This is a genomic window from Marinomonas vaga (assembly GCF_055388305.1).
Genome location: NZ_AP043903.1, coordinates 3156987 through 3173483 on the forward strand (window position 1 = coordinate 3156987; position 16497 = coordinate 3173483).

A 16497-nucleotide genomic window follows, 5' to 3' on the forward strand; every position below is an offset into this window, starting at 1 on the left:
TTGAAAAGGGAATTTTAATATGAAAAAGACGCTTATTGCCTCGAGTATCATGACAGCGCTAACGGGTACATCGGCTTCGGCGGCGACCATCGCTGAAAAAGATGGCTTCAAATATGAGTTAAATGGCGATTTGCAGGTACAACTCCAAAAAGATAACGGTGACGATAAACACCTATACGTTAACTTTGATGATGTAGAGTTCGATAATAAAATCTCCTACCAACTTGATGACCACCTAACGGCTTTAGGTCGCATCAAATTTGACTTTAAAGATTCAGCCAATGATAAAAAAGGTAAAACCTCAGACCTTGATGAAGCCTTCTTAGGTTTTAAGTACCACAACACTACCGCTACCATTGGTAAGCAGGATTATGCATCGGACCACTTTGGTATTGCCGAAGACTATGAAATGTCATCTGAAGACGTCGCATTTGGGAAAACTAAAGGCGATGATGTCTTGGCGCTGGATATCGATCTAAACCGCCTCAATATCGTATTGTCCACAGAACTCAGAGCAGAAGAGGAAGACAGTGAGGACGAGCAGTCATTTGACCTGTTTGCTTCCTACGGAACAGATGTCTTTGAATTAGCCGTTGCCTACCAAAAAAGAGAGCAATCCCTGCATGGTGACGAAAAGCACGCCTATGGTATCAGTGCAGCCTTTGATGCAGGGTTTGCTACCTTTGCAGCGGATTATTCTGAAGCAGAAGACGAACTCGAGGTGTATAACGTGGTGAGCTTATTTGATGTGGCAGACCGAACTCGCATGGCCATTGGTTTTGTTAACAATAAGCCTACTGACGATAAAGAAACCAATGAGTGGTACGCCAACGTCACCTACGAATTCAGCAAATTTAAAAATGTTAGAGTCTTTGGGGAGCTTTCTAATTCAGATGCTGACGATTCAGAATTGGGCTATATGATGGGAACCCGCATTAAATTCTGATTTGTCATTTGAGAACCCTTTAATAAATTTAAGGGCTCTTTACGAGCCCCTTTTTATCTATAAGTCCTATACGGCTACAGAAAATATTTTATTAGGATACAAGCTGAGCAGATGAGCATAACTAAAAAAGTCATTACCATGCCTGTTTGACGAAAAGCCAGCGTTTCTCTACGTTGACTAACGCCATAAGCGTGAAGTACACGACCTAGACACAATAGAACTCCGAGGATATGAACCAACAGTGGTGCGCCATTCATGGTTTCATACATCCACAACAACAAAAGCGCAAATGGAACGTATTCACCAAAATTTCCCTGTACACGAATGGCCCGGGTTAATTGCTTTTGCTCTCCATCACCGATCCCTACTTTAAATGCGATGCGTAATCGAATTACACGAAGACTCAAGAATATATAAAGCAATGCCAGCAATGCAGCATAGATAGGAGTAACCATAGTATCTTCCTTGATTAAAAAGTAATCTGAATCTTACTCTTAGGTCTTTTGTTGCACAACTCGCTGATAGTGCTGTTTTCTAGTCGAAGTTTGGAATTAACCACGATTATTCCCCATGTTATGGCTTACATAGACTTTAAAATGGATATATAGTTGACTTTATCAACCAGTTAACTAAAAACGGACATCTATGAACAAATATCACGGCTTTTTAATCATACTTCTCGGGCTACTTGCAGGCTTAGGTCCATTGTGTACCGACCTTTACTTGCCAGCATTACCCAATATCACCTCTGAGTTAGGCAGCACCACAGCGACTTCGCAATTTACTCTGACGACAGCCCTTTTTGGGCTGGGTATCGGGCAATTAGTCTTTGGTCCATTAAGTGACAAATTTGGGCGTAAAATCCCTCTTTTAATGTCACTACTGCTGTTTGTTGGCGCTTCTATTTGGTGTGCTCTGGCAACAGATATGCAGCAACTGATTATTGCTCGCTTCATACAAGGTTTAGCAGGATCTGGAGGAGCAGTATTATCACGCGCCATCGCTCGGGACTTGTATTCAGGAGCAGATTTAACACGCTTTTTCGCACTACTCATGGCAGTGAATGGCTTAGCTCCGATTGCCGCCCCTATCATTGGTGGCTTTCAATTAGAGTACACCCCATGGCAGGGATTATTTATTAGCCTAGCCGTTATTGCAGGGGGTCTTGCGCTCGTATCTACAGTGGGCCTTAAAGAAACTCTTAAACCAGAGCATATCAGCCAGCAATCTATGGCTAAGGGGATAAAAGAAGTTTTAAGTAACCGTTCTTTTATTGGGATGAGCCTCGCCCAAGGTTTTGTGTTTGCAGGCATGTTCGCTTACATTGCGGCATCGTCCTACGTGTTTCAAGAGCAGTTTGAGTTGTCACCTCAAGCCTATAGTTATGTCTTCGGATTAAATGGCTTTGGTATGATCATTTCGGCAGGTATCGTCGCCAAACTGGCACGCCATCATGGGGAAACGTCTGTCATTAACTACACAATCTCTCTTGCTGTATTAAGTGCTGCCTGTCTGTTTGCTGTGAGTTTGCTTGACTCCCCTTTGTTATTGGTTGTGCCTGTTCTGCTTGTAACCATTGCTTTTACCAGCGCATTGGCAACCCTCATCAACTCCAAGGCCATGCAGAAACTCCACAAAAACGCTGGGGTGGGTTCAGCTGTCCTTGGGGCGACAATGTTCGCCTTTGGTGGAGTTTCATCTCCTTTAACGGGGATTAACGGTACCAGTTTAATTTCTATGTCTATCGTCGTTTTGACATGTTATGCCCTTGGTGCTTTGTCTTGGTTTTTCATTGCAAAGATCAACAAGCCTTACGTAAACACTGATGGCATCCCCGCTAAGTAAGCAGAATTCTCCGAGGTATTTGGTAGGCCGTGTTCTCTCAATTGGACAGAACACGGCCACCAGAACATGTCACCTCACTATGGATTCCCCCCTGATTACAAATCCCTTACCTTTCATTTGAGATACCCTACTATTTCAAAAATTACTTAGATATCTAATTATTTACTCAGTCTTGGGCTTGATAATTATCTGTTCTTTTGTGACAGTCATGTCAAAAAGGAGGATCGTTTATGACCCATTTCAAGCAGGCAAGGATAGGGGCAATGCTACTACCAGTATTTGTTCCCACGGCCATTGTGACACTACTTTTAATCATTGGAACTCTAAGTAATCCAGAACTCGCTGGACAAGCATTTCAAAGTGCTCTCGCATGGATAACGAATACTTTTGGTTGGTTCTACATGCTAGCAACCGCCATATTCTTAGTATTCCTAATTTGTATCGGCTTTAGTAGCTGGGGCAACATCCGGTTGGGGCCGGATCACGCCGACCCGGACTACAGCTTCCCTGCTTGGTTTGCCATGCTGTTTTCTGCCGGTTACGGCATCGCCTTACTTTTCTTTGGCGTCGCTGAACCAGTATTACATTTCTCTCAACCCCCTAATGCGGTACCAGAAACCATTGGCGCTGCCCGGGAAGCCATGCAAATCGCCTACTTCCATTGGGGGCTTCATATTTGGGGCATCTATGGACTGATGGGGCTGGTGCTGGCCTATTTCACCTTCCGTCATGGTTTACCCTTATCGGTTCGTTCAGCCCTTTATCCCCTTATTGGTGACCGCATTTACGGCCCTATTGGCCATGTTGTGGATATTTTCGCCATCTTGGGTACCCTTTTTGGCTTGGCTACCACTCTTGGCCTATCCGTTACTCAGATCAACGCTGGCTTACACTATTTGTGGGAAGACATACCAATCAGTACCACAGTTCAGATAACGTCCATCGTTCTAATCACTATTGCAGCCATTGGTTCAGTCGTTGCCGGTATGGATAAAGGGGTCAAAAACCTATCCATCTTAAACATGGTGTTAGCAGTCTTCATCATGACCATAGTGTTTTTAGTCGGGCCAAGTATTCATATCTTGGATGCCTTCGTACAAAACACAGGCTCTTACTTAAGCAATATTGTTGAGCGCACATTCAACTTACAAGCCTATACCCAAAGTGATTGGATCGGTAATTGGACCCTATTTATCTTTGCTTGGACCATTGCATGGGCACCGTTTGTTGGTCTTTTTATCGCTAAAATCAGCCGTGGTCGCACTATTCGCCAATTTATCTTTGGTGTTTTGGCTGTGCCGACCATTTTTACGTTTTTATGGTTCTCCATCTTTGGTGACACTGCTTTACACCTCATCATGTCGGAAGGTAAAGATGTCTTAATAGGCGAAGTGCAAGCAGACCATTCTGTGGCCCTGTTCCAGTTTTATGATTTGCTACCTTGGTCAAGCTTCTTGTCTGTGGTAACAGTGTTCTTGATCATCACTTTCTTTGTTACCTCATCGGACTCAGGTTCCTTGGTCGTGGATTCTTTGGCCTCAGGGGGTGCTCTAGAAACACCAGTGTGGCAACGAGTATTTTGGGCATCTTTAGAAGGTGCAATTGCTGCAACCCTACTTTTGGCTGGCGGTTTAAGCGCCTTACAGACCATGAGTATCCTTGCCGCCCTACCATTTGCCATCATAATGCTGATTTCTGCGGTTGGACTTTGGCGTGCTTTAGTCATCGAAGGACACCGAGGTGCTGCAGTGGAAGCCGCTGCCACACCAGCCAGAGCCTTCAGTAATGACGGTAACTGGCGCAAGCGTCTTAGCACTTTGTTTAAATTCCCAGGGGAAGCCAAGGTCACTCACTTCATTAAGGAAGTGGTAGAGCCTGCTATGGAAGAAGTACAAAAGGAACTGGCAGTACATGGCTGGAATGCCAATATCACACGAGAAGAAAAAGGCGTGACCTTTCAGCTTGAGCGTGATGAGAAATTGGACTTTTTCTACCAGGTCGTTGCCACCGAGCATGAAATACCGGAAGCCCACAGTGATCACTCTAAATATGACACTCACTGGCAAGCAGACGTCTATATCCGTAATGGTGCCTTAGGCTACGAGTTGTTTGGCTGTAGTAAAGATGAAGTCATCCGTGACCTCATTGATCAGCTTGAGCAATACTTCAATTTCGTTGATGCCGCACCAGGGCAATTGCCTTGGAACACGGTAACGGACTAATACATACAAATGAAAAACAAAAGGGAGCCATATTTGGCTCCCTTTTTCATTGAATAATGCTCGCCTGACTTCCATGGAAGTCAAAGAGTCACTTAGTGGTTTAAAGCTCAGCGTTTTTCGGGCACACCACCTGTCCAGCTTTGACGTGATACATCTCGATTTCTGGATGGCTAAAGAATCCCATCTCCCACGGATTCTTAGCAATAAACAACTCTTGGATTTGGGTGAATACAGGTGACTGCTTGGGGATTTGATACGCCTGACCACGCACAATACTGTAATTCCATTCAATGGCATGTTCAAAAGTAAATGTTGAGCGACCGTCTATCGCGAAATAACAGCGATTATCCTTTTGCAGTAACTGCCCTTTAAATGTACTAGGTAAAGTTATGAAAAAGATATCGTCGTCTACGGAGGATAAAAAAGCCATGACCGTAGAGTGAGGCTGACCATTAGCATAGGTTAGTAGAACACCGATCTTATTCTCCTGCTCTTCTAAATCCATAACTGGCGCCTTAGTCAGAGGAGAAATCGGTAGTGGCTTCAACTCTCTGTCATCTTCTGGAAATTGGTAACCGTCCTCGGTAATTTCCTTAACAACAGAGACGCCGTAATAGACTTGATAATCCAACGCCTTAACGATTACCTCTCGTTCACTCACTGACTGAACAGTTCCTTTAAAAGATGAACGATAAACCGACAGATCAGCATCGTATTCAGAAACACCTGTGCGATTATCCAGATGAAGAGTTACCGCTTGCTCTACCGATAAAGCATGACCATTAGCGAAACGCACTTTTAGATGCACATCATCAAGAATTTCCACACCACAGATGTAAACATCCATTCCAAACATACTGTCCTGATATGTGCCCAGCACACCGATAACATGTTTGCCAATCAAATCATTTAGCGCTTTATGTTCCATGATTCCTACTCTTGAAGCGGTTTTCTGAATTATAGCTAAGGTTGTTTCATGGCGGCACAAGTCATGCATCATTCCAATGATATTTAGCAAAAGAATAATCGCGGGGATGAGATGTTAGAATACCCTATAAGCCTCTGATACAATCCCATTTTCCAGACCGCACTAAGCATTCAGATAGCACTGAGACTGATATAAGGCCCACAATGCAAAAGACGACTCGAAGGTTGCTGTATCGTTCCCTTAGACGTTGCGCCACCCTCATACATCGCTACAAACGTTGGCGTGGTTATTCTCCTGTGACTGTTCAGCCTTATATGACCTACGGCACCTCTGAAGAACTTTGGGTAGCTGGCAGGCTCCTCGAAGCGAAAGGCATTCAAGGGCACATCGAAGACAGCAACTGGAAAAACTTCCTCCACATGATGCGCCGCTACCGCAGTAGCGAAATCCCCTTCACCCGGATCAATATCACACTTGAAGGTGAAGTACATTCGGCGAAAACCGATGCCCACGGCTATTTCCACTACCATTGGAAAAGACCAGCGAAAGACAGCGTCAAGCAGCCATGGACGGAGCTGATGCTACAGCCAACGGATGCTGAAATCGCCAAAGCTCAACCCTATACCATTGCGGAAGTGTCCGTACCTAATGACAACGTAGAATTTGGTGTTGTCAGCGATGTGGACGACACTATCATGCAAACCGGCGCAACCAGCTTTCTGCGTCACGCCAAAACCGTATTACTTAACAATGCCCACAGCCGTGTCTTGCTTCCCGGCACTTCTGAGTTCTACAAAGCCCTTCAAAAAGGTGTCTCTGGGAAAGCGAACAACCCTTTTTATTATGTCTCCAGTAGTCCTTGGAACATCTACGACCTGATTGCCGAATTCATCCATCTAAATGGTTTACCCAAAGGCCCAGTCCTACTAAAAGACTTTGGTTTGCGTGAAGATCGCTGGTTCAAGAGCGGCCACGAGAGTTACAAAACAGGCCGTATTGAAGCCATATTAAAGACCTACCCTAGTCTCAAACTGGTGTTGATTGGCGACTCTGGGCAAAAAGACGTATACGCCTACCTTCAGGTAGCAAAAGATTTCCCCGACCGTATCTTGGCCGTCTACATCCGTGACCTAACACCTGATAACCGCTCTGAAAAAATGATGGCAGCGGTGTCTGAATATGCTGATTACCAAGTCCCCTTCGCTTTTATCCGAGATGCGGGAGATGCCGTAGAACACGCTCGGTCGCTTAACCTAGTGACCCATGAAGCAGCTGAGAAAGTTAAACAGGATGCGGAAGAGGATCAGAAGCAGCAGAATGACAGAAATTAGCCTTAGATGGCTAAATAGCGATGTGCCATGTGTTTAGTTGGCGCACTTTTTAATTGGTAATTGTCTGATTCGTGGCTCGAGAAGAGACAGGCGCAAGCCAATTGAAGTACATGGGATAGCGCCACCAACAGTAGTCTCAGAGCACCAACTCTGTCGAGCTAAAGTTCGACCTACAAATGATAGTCTGTTTGGTGCTTCTGGCTGGCATCTGGGTTGCTAGTCTTGTCGCGAATGAAATTCGCTTATATGGACCCGCCCGACTGTTGCAAGCTATCTAGACGTCACAGAATAAAGTTGCACGCTTATATTCGGCCTACTTTAATTGAGCATATCTGCTCGGCCATTAAAAGATGTGCACTCACTTCCTCTGAACTCCCACTCGGCTTCAATGAGCCATCGAATTGCCTAGGGTAAGTGAGTCGATTTTATCTGCTTTGTTTTAATAGTCTGCGCAACGCTTTGGGTGTGCCTGTTACAAACGGTTTATGTTTCTTAACTCGTTATTCAATTGTTAACTTTGATACTGTGATTCAGAGCTGCTCAGTAAGCGCCATGCAATTCTTGCAAGCTTATTGGCCAACGCAACGACTATCTTATTTGGGTGTTTTCCATTGCTTTTCATGCGTTTCACCCAGTCAGCTAGGCGACCCGTGGATTCTTCCTTCAGTAAAACCCGATAGGCCGCTCTAGCACCGTGCACCAACTGCTTTCTCAGGTGTTTATTGCCTTGCTTACTTATGCCATTTAAACGCTCTTTTTCACCACTCGATGCTTGCTTGGGGACTAGGCCTAGTGAAGCGGCCACGTGACGGCCACTAGCAAAACGCTTTGGATCACCGATATAGCACCATAGCAATGAAGCATTGATTACTCCTAATCCAGGAACTGCCATGAGTTTCTGACACTCCGTACTGTCTTTTGAGTACTCCTTCAAAATCTGGTCATAACGCTTAACATGTGCTTCTTTTTCTAACCATTGTGATCGTAAGTCAGCCAATAACAATCGCCCTCGATAGGTAATAGGCTGCTCAGCATCTTCCAACAAAGCAGGAAGTAAATTCTTGATTGCGGCTTCGCCGGTTGGGATGACGACGCCCATATCTGCTAGCAAACCACGTATTTCATTACTGGTTGCCACCCGCTCACGAACCAGCCGCTCTCGCACTCGATGAATCGCTTGCAGATCTAATTGCTCCTCACTTTTAACCGAGACAGATGGAATCGATGGCAGTGAAGCTGCTAAAGCGATTGCGGCAGCATCTCGCTGATCATTCTTATTAACCTGAACAAAGGGTTTTACATATTGAGGGGAGATCAGTTTAACTTGATGCCCCATCGCCATAAATTGTCGTGCCCATGCATGAGCACCAATGCAGGCTTCCATGGCGATTAAACAAGGAGACAGATTAGCGACTGAATTTCCAAGCTCTTCCCGTCGCAGCCTTTTCTTTAAAACCTGTTTCCCTTGCTTATTCTGACCATGCAATTGGAAAACATTTTTCGCCAAATCGATGCTTAAGATGCTAATGTTCTTCATAGGACTCGCTCCTTTTAACTTAGATGCCGAACAGGCTTTTGTTTGCACACTAAGCATGGCACATAGTTAGGAGGGCGAGTCCATCTTATTTCCCACTGTAGTTGGTTGTTAGGTTTTTAGATTGCACAAAAAAGCCCGCTTGGTTAAGCGGGCTTTGGTGTTTGTTTCAAGACTATTGGTAATTAGTCTTCGATCAAAATACGCAACATACGACGAAGTGGCTCTGCAGCCCCCCAAAGTAGTTGGTCACCTACTGAGAAGGCGCTGATGTACTCAGGCCCCATGTTCAGTTTACGGATACGACCCACTGGGATGTTTAGAGTACCAGTCGCAACAGTTGGCGTTAGACGCTGCATTGTTGCTTCTTTGTCGTTTGGCACTACGTCTACCCATTGGTTGTGCTCAGCAAGCAAGCCTTCGATATCCGCTACTGGGATGTCTTTGTTTAGCTTGATGGTGTACGCCTGACTGTGACAACGCATTGCACCGATACGAACACATAGACCATCAACTGGGATTGGGTTGCCGTCGATACCTAGGATCTTGTTACATTCAGCCTGTGCTTTCCACTCTTCACGGCTTTGGCCGTTATCAAGTTGGCTGTCGATGTATGGGATCAAAGAGCCTGCTAGTGGTACGCCGAACTGATCAGTCGGAAGCGTACCAGAGCGCATTTTCTCTGCCACTTTACGGTCGATATCCAGGATCGCACTGGCTGGGTCAGCAAGCTCGTTTGCCACTTCTGCGTTAAGCAAACCAAATTGGTTCAGTAGCTCACGCATGTGACGGGCACCGCCACCAGACGCTGCTTGGTATGTCATGGAAGTCATCCACTCAATGTGACCTTTTTCAAACAGGCCACCAAGCGCAAGAAGCATCAATGAAACAGTACAGTTACCACCCACGTAGGTTTTAACGCCATCTTTTAGACCTTGCTTGATAACGTTTTGGTTTACTGGATCCAGTACGATGATGGCGTCTTTGTCCATACGAAGTGAAGACGCCGCGTCGATCCAGTAACCATTCCAACCAGCCTCACGCAACTGTGGGTAGACCGCTTTGGTGTAGTCACCACCTTGACACGTAATAATGACGTCCATCTTCTTTAATGACTCAATGTCCATTGCGTCTTGAAGAAGCGGAATGTCCTTACCAATATCTGGGCCCGCTTGGCCCGTTTGGGACGTGGAGAAAAACACCGGATCAATATGATCAAAGTCGTTCTCATCACGCATACGTTTCATCAGCACAGAACCAACCATTCCGCGCCAGCCGACTAAACCTACAGTTTGTTTTGACATGGTTATTTTACCTTTTTTTGGGTGGGCCCACTCATACCAAGAGCAGTATCCCGAGTTAATGCCTATTTTAGGCTTTTAATGCAGCAAGCACAGCGTCACCCATTTGGGACGTGCTTACTGGTTTGCTTCCCTGTGAAGCAATATCTGCTGTACGTAGACCTTGGTCTAATACATCGCTCACCGCTTTTTCGATCGCATCAGCTGCGTCTTTAGCGTCCAGCGAGTAACGCAACATCATAGCAACAGAAAGGATTGTCGCCAATGGATTAGCGATGCCCTTCCCTGCAATGTCTGGTGCAGAGCCATGACAAGGCTCGTACATACCGCGACCTTCTGCGTTAAGTGATGCAGAAGGTAACATACCGATAGAACCTGTCAACATGGCAGCGGCGTCAGATAGGATATCGCCGAACATATTACCGGTCACCATGACGTCAAATTGTTTCGGTGCGCGGACCAATTGCATTGCTGCGTTGTCCACCAACATGTGAGAAAGCTCTACGTCTGGGTATTCTTTAGCGACTTCTTCCATCACTTCTTTCCAAAGCACGGTGACTTCCAGTACGTTGGATTTATCGATTGAACAAACACGTTTGCCACGCTGACGTGCTGCTTCGAATGCAGAGCGTGCAATACGGCGGATTTCAGATTCGCTGTACACGTAAGTGTTGAAGCCTTCTCGCTCGCCATTTTCTAGGGTGCGAATACCACGTGGTTGACCGAAGTAAATACCACCTGTCAATTCACGTACGATCAGGATATCCAAGCCCGCTACGATTTCTGGCTTCAAGCTGGACGCATCTGCCAATTGTGGGTAAAGGATTGCAGGACGTAGGTTAGCGAATAACTCTAGGTTAGAACGCAAGCCTAGTAGGCCTTTTTCTGGACGTACAGACATATCCAGACCATCCCATTTCGGGCCGCCTACTGCGCCAAGCAAGATGGCATCTGCTGCTTTCGCTTTAGTAAGGGTTTCTTCTGGAAGTGGCGAGCCCGTTTCGTCATAAGCAGAACCCCCCACCAAAGCAGATGAGTGCTCAATGTCCAAGTTAAATGAAGCGTTTACGGCGTCCAATACGCGTACCGCCTGCTCTACGATCTCTGGACCAATACCGTCACCCGGCAAAACTAATACTTGTTTAGACATGTTCATTCCTTACAATGAGCGCGCTTCGAACAACCAAGGCGCTTGTTTCATGCGTTTTTCTTCGTAGGCGTGGATCGCATCAGACTCTTGTAACGTCAAGCCGATGTCATCTAGGCCGTTAAGCAAGCAGTGCTTACGGAAAGCATCTACTTCAAATTCAAATTCGGTGCCACTTGGGGTGACAACTTTTTGTGACTCTAAGTCTACGGTTAACTCGTATCCTTCGGATGCAGCCACTTCTTTGAATAGCTGATCCACTTCTTCTTCCTTCAAAACAATCGGCAATAGACCGTTTTTAAAGCAGTTATTGTAGAAAATGTCTGCAAAACTCGGGGCGATCACAGCACGGATACCGTAATCATCCAGTGCCCAAGGCGCGTGCTCACGGCTAGAGCCACAACCAAAGTTGTTACGGGCCAGTAAAACACTGGTACCTTGGTAACGAGGCAAGTTCAATACGAAGTCTTGGCGCAATGGGCGACCAGTGCATTCTTGGTCAGGCTGGCCTTCGTCTTCGTAACGTAACTCGTCAAATAAATTTTTACCGAAGCCAGTACGCTTGATGGATTTCAAGAACTGCTTTGGAATGATCATGTCGGTGTCGACGTTGGCCAAATCTAGCGGCGCTGCGATACCTGTGTGTTTCGTAAATGGGCGCATTCTAGACTCCTATTGTTTAACCAATTCGTTTACGTCAACAAAGTGACCGGCAATCGCTGCAGCGGCAGCCATGGCTGGGCTTACTAAGTGCGTACGACCACCAAAACCTTGGCGACCTTCGAAGTTACGGTTAGACGTTGATGCACAGTGCTCACCTTGTCCTAGTTTGTCAGCGTTCATGGCCAAACACATAGAACAACCCGGCTCGCGCCACTCAAGCCCCGCTTCCGTGAAGATTTTGTCTAAGCCTTCTTGCTCCGCTTGCGCTTTCACTAAGCCTGAGCCAGGGACAACGATGGCCTGCTTCAAGGACGAAGCCACTTTACGGCCTTTTACCACTTCTGCAGCAGAGCGTAAGTCTTCAATACGAGAGTTAGTACAAGAACCAATGAACACTCGGTCCAAGGTAATGTCAGCCAAGGTGGATTTACCTTCCAAGCCCATGTATTTCCATGCGCGAGCATAGCCTTCACGTTTTACTTGGTCGTCTTGATCTTCTGGACGGGGGATCGGTTGATCAATTGCGATCACCATCTCAGGAGATGTACCCCAGGTCACTTGAGGCTTGATGTCTTCCGCTTTAAGTACAACCACTTCGTCAAATTCTGCATCCGTGTCAGACACTAGGTCTTGCCACGCTTCAACAGCCATATCCCAGTGAGCGCCTCGAGGGGCATAAGGACGATTCGCCACGTAGTCGATGGTCGTCTGGTCAACGGCAATCAAGCCGACACGTGCGCCCGCTTCAATGGCCATGTTACAAACGGTCATACGACCTTCCATTGACAAAGACTGGATAGCAGAGCCGCCAAATTCAATAGCGTAGCCCGTACCACCAGCGGTGCCGATCGCACCGATGATAGCCAAGACAACGTCTTTTGCTGTCACGTAAGAGGACAATTCACCGTCCACACGAACAAGCATGTTGCGCATTTTCTTTTGCACCAAACATTGAGTGGCCAATACGTGCTCAACTTCAGACGTACCGATACCGTGGGCCAAAGCCCCAAACGCACCGTGAGTCGATGTGTGAGAGTCACCACATACAACCGTCATACCTGGCAAGGTAGCGCCCTGCTCTGGGCCCACTACGTGTACGATGCCTTGACGAGCATCGGTCATTTTGAATTCTGTAATACCAAATTCATCACAGTTGTCATCCAAGGTGGTGACTTGGATTTTAGATACTGGGTCAGCAATACCATTCACACCGCTCTTACGCTCTTCCACAGTCGTTGGAACGTTGTGATCTGGGGTTGCCAAGCTTGAGGATAATCTCCAAGGTTTACGGCCGTGCATACGCAAGCCTTCAAATGCCTGTGGAGACGTTACTTCGTGTAGTAGCTGCAAGTCGATGTAGATTAGTGCACTACCATCGTTACGCTGCTGGACAAGGTGGCTGTCCCACAACTTGTCATAAAGAGTTTTGCCTGCCATTTTTCTCTCTCCTAAATATGCATTGCGTTATGGTACTCAGTCCTTTTAAATTACTCCAATTCATATTTTTCATGTTTTGGATAATTATTTGGAATGATGGACATTACCGAACTGCTGACTTTTATCAAAGTCGCCGAAACCGAATCCTTCTCCGATGCTGCAGAGGCTCTTTTTGTCACCCAACCCGCAGTGAGCAAACGTGTGGCGGCATTAGAATCAAGCCTCAACGTGAAGCTGTTTGATCGTATTGGCCGGAAGGTACAGCTCACAGAGTTTGGTCATCGACTGCTGCCAAAGGCCCGCCGTATTGCAGAAGACCTGTCAGACATCAAACGCAGTATGTCCCTGCAAATGGAAGATGTAACAGGTGAGCTACACATCACTACCAGCCACCATATTGGCCTCCATCGATTACCAAATACCTTGAAAGCCTTCCAACAACGCTACCCACAAGCGGAGATCAAGATTGACTTCACTCAATCCGAAGAAGCTCATAGACAAGTGCTAAAAGGGGAAGCTGAAATTGGAGTCATCACCCTTTCAGGGCAATCTGAGCAGATGCTGACCGCCATACCCATTTGGTCTGACCCCTTAAAATGTGTGGTAAGCGTAGACCATCCCCTTGCCCAACGGACAGAAGTGGATGTGGTGGAACTCGCTAAGTATCCGTGCTTATTACCCCACGACAACACCTTTACTCGGCAAATTGCGGAGAAGGTACTAGCAGTGCACGGGGTGCGTCCTCAAGTACGTATGAGTACCAATAATTTGGAAACCCTCGCCATGCTGGCCAGTATTGGTTGGGGCTGGTCCCTTATCCCGTCTACCGTAGTGGGGGATCAACTAGTGGAGCTTAATCTGCCCGCACTCAACGTCGAACGTAAGCTGGGCATTATTCATCACAGACAACGCACCTTGAGCCAGGCAGCCAGTGCATTTATCGCCATGCTTCAAGATGCGTCGTCAGAGCGACCTCTTATCCCATAAAAAAAAGAGTCGCACTGGGCGACTCTTTTCGTTCTGACTAAACAAGAAATTAAATTACTTCAATTCTTGTCGTGCCTGTGATGCCATGCGCACATAGGCGTTGGCTTCACCATAGTTGTTATAACCATCAACACGCTGCAACACTTCAAAGAACACACCACTCACTTCTTCCGTATAACAGTGGAAGAAGGCACCGTCTTCGTTTTCGTCGTACATGATATTGTGATCTTGTAGCTTCCTAATCAACGCTGGCTCAAGACCCAAGCGCGCTTCTAGATCACGGTAGTAGTTATCTGGGATCGGCAATTGTTTTTCCTGATCCATGTTTTTAACTGCAGCAAAGATGTCCTGACAAGCGAAGGCGATTTGATGTACACCAGAGCCCCCCGCTTTTTTCATAAAGCGCTCTGCTGAGGCGGAACGTGCGTTGGTCATATTGATTGGGATACGCACAGACTTACTCTTATTGGTCGCCGTACGACTTACCACCAAGCCATGAATGTCTGGCAAATCTTGTTTTGGTTCAATATCAAAACCGAAGACAGATTTGTAGAAAAAGCCTGCGGATAAGAAGTCTACGTTAGACACGGTTTGTCCAATGTGATCCACACGGGTTAAACCAACACCTTGCTCCCCTTTCACGCCTTCGATTTCTTCAAAATCCACATCAAAGAAGCGGTAACGGCTATTCGCACCCACAAGGTAAACCAAGCTGTCGCCAATACCACGGATTGCTGGGATGTTTAGTTCACCCGGACCCGCTTGGTTGGTAAAACGCTCAGCACGGTAACGCTCAGCCATAGTAAGAGTTTCTTTTACGTTTTCTGTCGTGAAACCTAAGGCACAGACCGACACACCGTGTTTTTGGAAATGCTCATGGGCTTGGCTAGCGGATTCACGATTCAAAATCAGGTTGATGTCCCCTTGGCGCATCAAACTTACGTTTTTAGACACGTGTTTATGGGTCTCATGGAAACCGAGTTGCGCCAGTGTTTTGATTAAGTCCTCACCGGCTTCCCCTTCAATGGCGAATTCGATGAACTCGATCTCTTTCACTTCTGGGACAGTAATGGGCTTGGACTTAGGCTCTTCTGCAGACACCGTTTGATCGTCTAACCAGATCAATGAACGCATGCCATCAATGGCTTTTGCAATCGGTGAAGAAGAACGAAATTCGTCGTTAAAGATTTCATGGGACAAGTAGTCGTTAAAGCCTTTGTCTTTCAGAACTTGAAGGAATTCGACCACTGGCATGTCTCCTTGACCAGGGAAACAGCGGGAATGACGACTATAAGTCAGATAATCTTGGCGCGGCATGATTGGAGCATCCGCCACTTGAACCAACGCGATTTTATCAACTGGGATTTCATCACGTAGGCAATCCAGTGTGTTGCCACGGGAATACATGTGGAAGGTATCTAGGTTAATCCCCAAGTTTGGGTGATCGGTACGTTTTACCAAGTCCCATGCGTCCATGTAATCGGCAATATGATAACCCCAAGCCAAGGCTTCGTAGCCTAGCATAATGCCTTCTTTTTCGGCCATTTCCGCTAGAAATCGGAGATCTGCTGCACACAAATCACGGTCACCAGAAGCGTAAGATTGCACGTTACTACACATAAGCAAACGGCTAGTACCCAACTCATGGGCCACATCCATCTTACGCTTTAACATTTCACGTTTTTGTTGGCGTAAACGCTCTGGCATGCCCTCCATATCTCGAAATGGCTGGAGTGCGATAATTTCTAGCCCCAGATCATCTGCCATTTTACGGACTTCACGGGGAGAGCGTTCGTATTGGGTGAGGTCATTTTCGAAGATTTCAACGCCGTCGAAGCCTGCTTCTGCAGCCGCTTCAAGCTTTTCTTTTAAGGTGCCAGAGATGGTGACCGTTGCGAGCGCAGTTTTCATGGTACGCCTCTTATTACATATCAGTTTGGTTATATTAAAAAGACAGATTTTTATGAAACCTATCATTTAAGTTATTTAATTGCTGTACACAAAGGATATCCGCCTTCTTTGTATACCGTTAATGAAATAAGACATTAAAAATAATACCAAAATGGAATACATACAGACTTACTATCCAGCTATCCTTAGTATAGATTGCCTTTATAGAATCTGGTCACACATTCACCCCCTCAGTTCGTTGGCCA

At 46.3% G+C, this 16497-nt stretch carries 13 protein-coding genes; 5 read left to right on the forward strand and 8 right to left on the reverse strand.

Features of this window, described 5'->3' with window-relative positions:
• Window positions 1-19 precede the first annotated feature (19 nt).
• Complete coding sequence (locus ACZ5DR_RS14775) at window positions 20-946, forward strand: porin (protein ID WP_377367553.1); 927 nt, start codon at window positions 20-22, stop codon at window positions 944-946.
• 74 nt (window positions 947-1020) lie between these two features.
• Here ACZ5DR_RS14775 and ACZ5DR_RS14780 read toward each other — a convergent pair whose 3' ends face one another.
• Complete coding sequence (locus ACZ5DR_RS14780; RefSeq protein ID WP_377367555.1) at window positions 1021-1401, reverse strand: MAPEG family protein; 381 nt, start codon at window positions 1399-1401, stop codon at window positions 1021-1023.
• A 190-nt stretch (window positions 1402-1591) separates the two neighbouring features.
• Here ACZ5DR_RS14780 and ACZ5DR_RS14785 point away from each other — a divergent pair, with 190 nt between their 5' ends.
• Complete coding sequence (locus ACZ5DR_RS14785) at window positions 1592-2791, forward strand: multidrug effflux MFS transporter (RefSeq protein ID WP_377367557.1); 1200 nt, start codon at window positions 1592-1594, stop codon at window positions 2789-2791.
• A 263-nt stretch (window positions 2792-3054) separates the two neighbouring features.
• Complete coding sequence (locus ACZ5DR_RS14790; protein WP_377367559.1) at window positions 3055-5013, forward strand: BCCT family transporter; 1959 nt, start codon at window positions 3055-3057, stop codon at window positions 5011-5013.
• Window positions 5014-5113: 100 nt separating this feature from the next.
• On the opposite strand, the gene ACZ5DR_RS14795 is transcribed toward ACZ5DR_RS14790, so the two are convergent.
• Window positions 5114-5941: a pyridoxamine 5'-phosphate oxidase family protein gene (locus ACZ5DR_RS14795; protein ID WP_377367561.1), complete on the reverse strand. Its 828-nt coding sequence runs from the start codon at window positions 5939-5941 to the stop codon at window positions 5114-5116.
• A gap of 203 nt (window positions 5942-6144) precedes the next feature.
• On the opposite strand from ACZ5DR_RS14795, the gene ACZ5DR_RS14800 reads away from it, so the two are divergent.
• A complete protein-coding gene (locus ACZ5DR_RS14800) occupies window positions 6145-7272 on the forward strand; it encodes an App1 family protein (protein WP_377367563.1) in 1128 nt (375 codons plus the stop codon).
• Window positions 7273-7783: 511 nt separating this feature from the next.
• Here ACZ5DR_RS14800 and ACZ5DR_RS14805 read toward each other — a convergent pair.
• The 5 genes from ACZ5DR_RS14805 to leuC form a co-directional block, all read right to left on the reverse strand.
• Window positions 7784-8809, reverse strand: a complete 1026-nt coding sequence (locus ACZ5DR_RS14805) for an IS110 family RNA-guided transposase (RefSeq protein WP_377370086.1) — start codon at window positions 8807-8809, stop codon at window positions 7784-7786.
• 182 nt (window positions 8810-8991) lie between these two features.
• Entirely contained in the window at window positions 8992-10110 is a 1119-nt protein-coding gene (gene asd, locus ACZ5DR_RS14810) for an aspartate-semialdehyde dehydrogenase (RefSeq protein ID WP_377368920.1), read from the reverse strand.
• A 67-nt stretch (window positions 10111-10177) separates the two neighbouring features.
• Window positions 10178-11257 carry a 3-isopropylmalate dehydrogenase gene (gene leuB / locus ACZ5DR_RS14815; protein WP_377368918.1) on the reverse strand — a complete coding sequence of 360 codons (1080 nt, stop codon included), beginning with the start codon at window positions 11255-11257 and terminating at the stop codon, window positions 10178-10180.
• A gap of 9 nt (window positions 11258-11266) precedes the next feature.
• Window positions 11267-11917 carry a 3-isopropylmalate dehydratase small subunit gene (leuD, locus tag ACZ5DR_RS14820; protein ID WP_377368916.1) on the reverse strand — a complete coding sequence of 217 codons (651 nt, stop codon included), beginning with the start codon at window positions 11915-11917 and terminating at the stop codon, window positions 11267-11269.
• A 9-nt stretch (window positions 11918-11926) separates the two neighbouring features.
• Window positions 11927-13354 carry a 3-isopropylmalate dehydratase large subunit gene (gene leuC, locus ACZ5DR_RS14825; protein ID WP_377368914.1) on the reverse strand — a complete coding sequence of 476 codons (1428 nt, stop codon included), beginning with the start codon at window positions 13352-13354 and terminating at the stop codon, window positions 11927-11929.
• 93 nt (window positions 13355-13447) lie between these two features.
• Between leuC and ACZ5DR_RS14830 the strand changes: the two genes are divergently transcribed.
• Complete coding sequence (locus ACZ5DR_RS14830) at window positions 13448-14341, forward strand: LysR family transcriptional regulator (protein ID WP_377368912.1); 894 nt, start codon at window positions 13448-13450, stop codon at window positions 14339-14341.
• Between the two features lie 54 nt (window positions 14342-14395).
• On the opposite strand, the gene ACZ5DR_RS14835 is transcribed toward ACZ5DR_RS14830, so the two are convergent.
• The gene (locus ACZ5DR_RS14835; protein WP_377368910.1) at window positions 14396-16252 is read right to left on the reverse strand and encodes a bifunctional sugar phosphate isomerase/epimerase/4-hydroxyphenylpyruvate dioxygenase family protein; all 1857 of its coding nucleotides are present in this window, start codon (window positions 16250-16252) and stop codon (window positions 14396-14398) included.
• Between the last annotated feature and the right edge of the window lie 245 nt (window positions 16253-16497).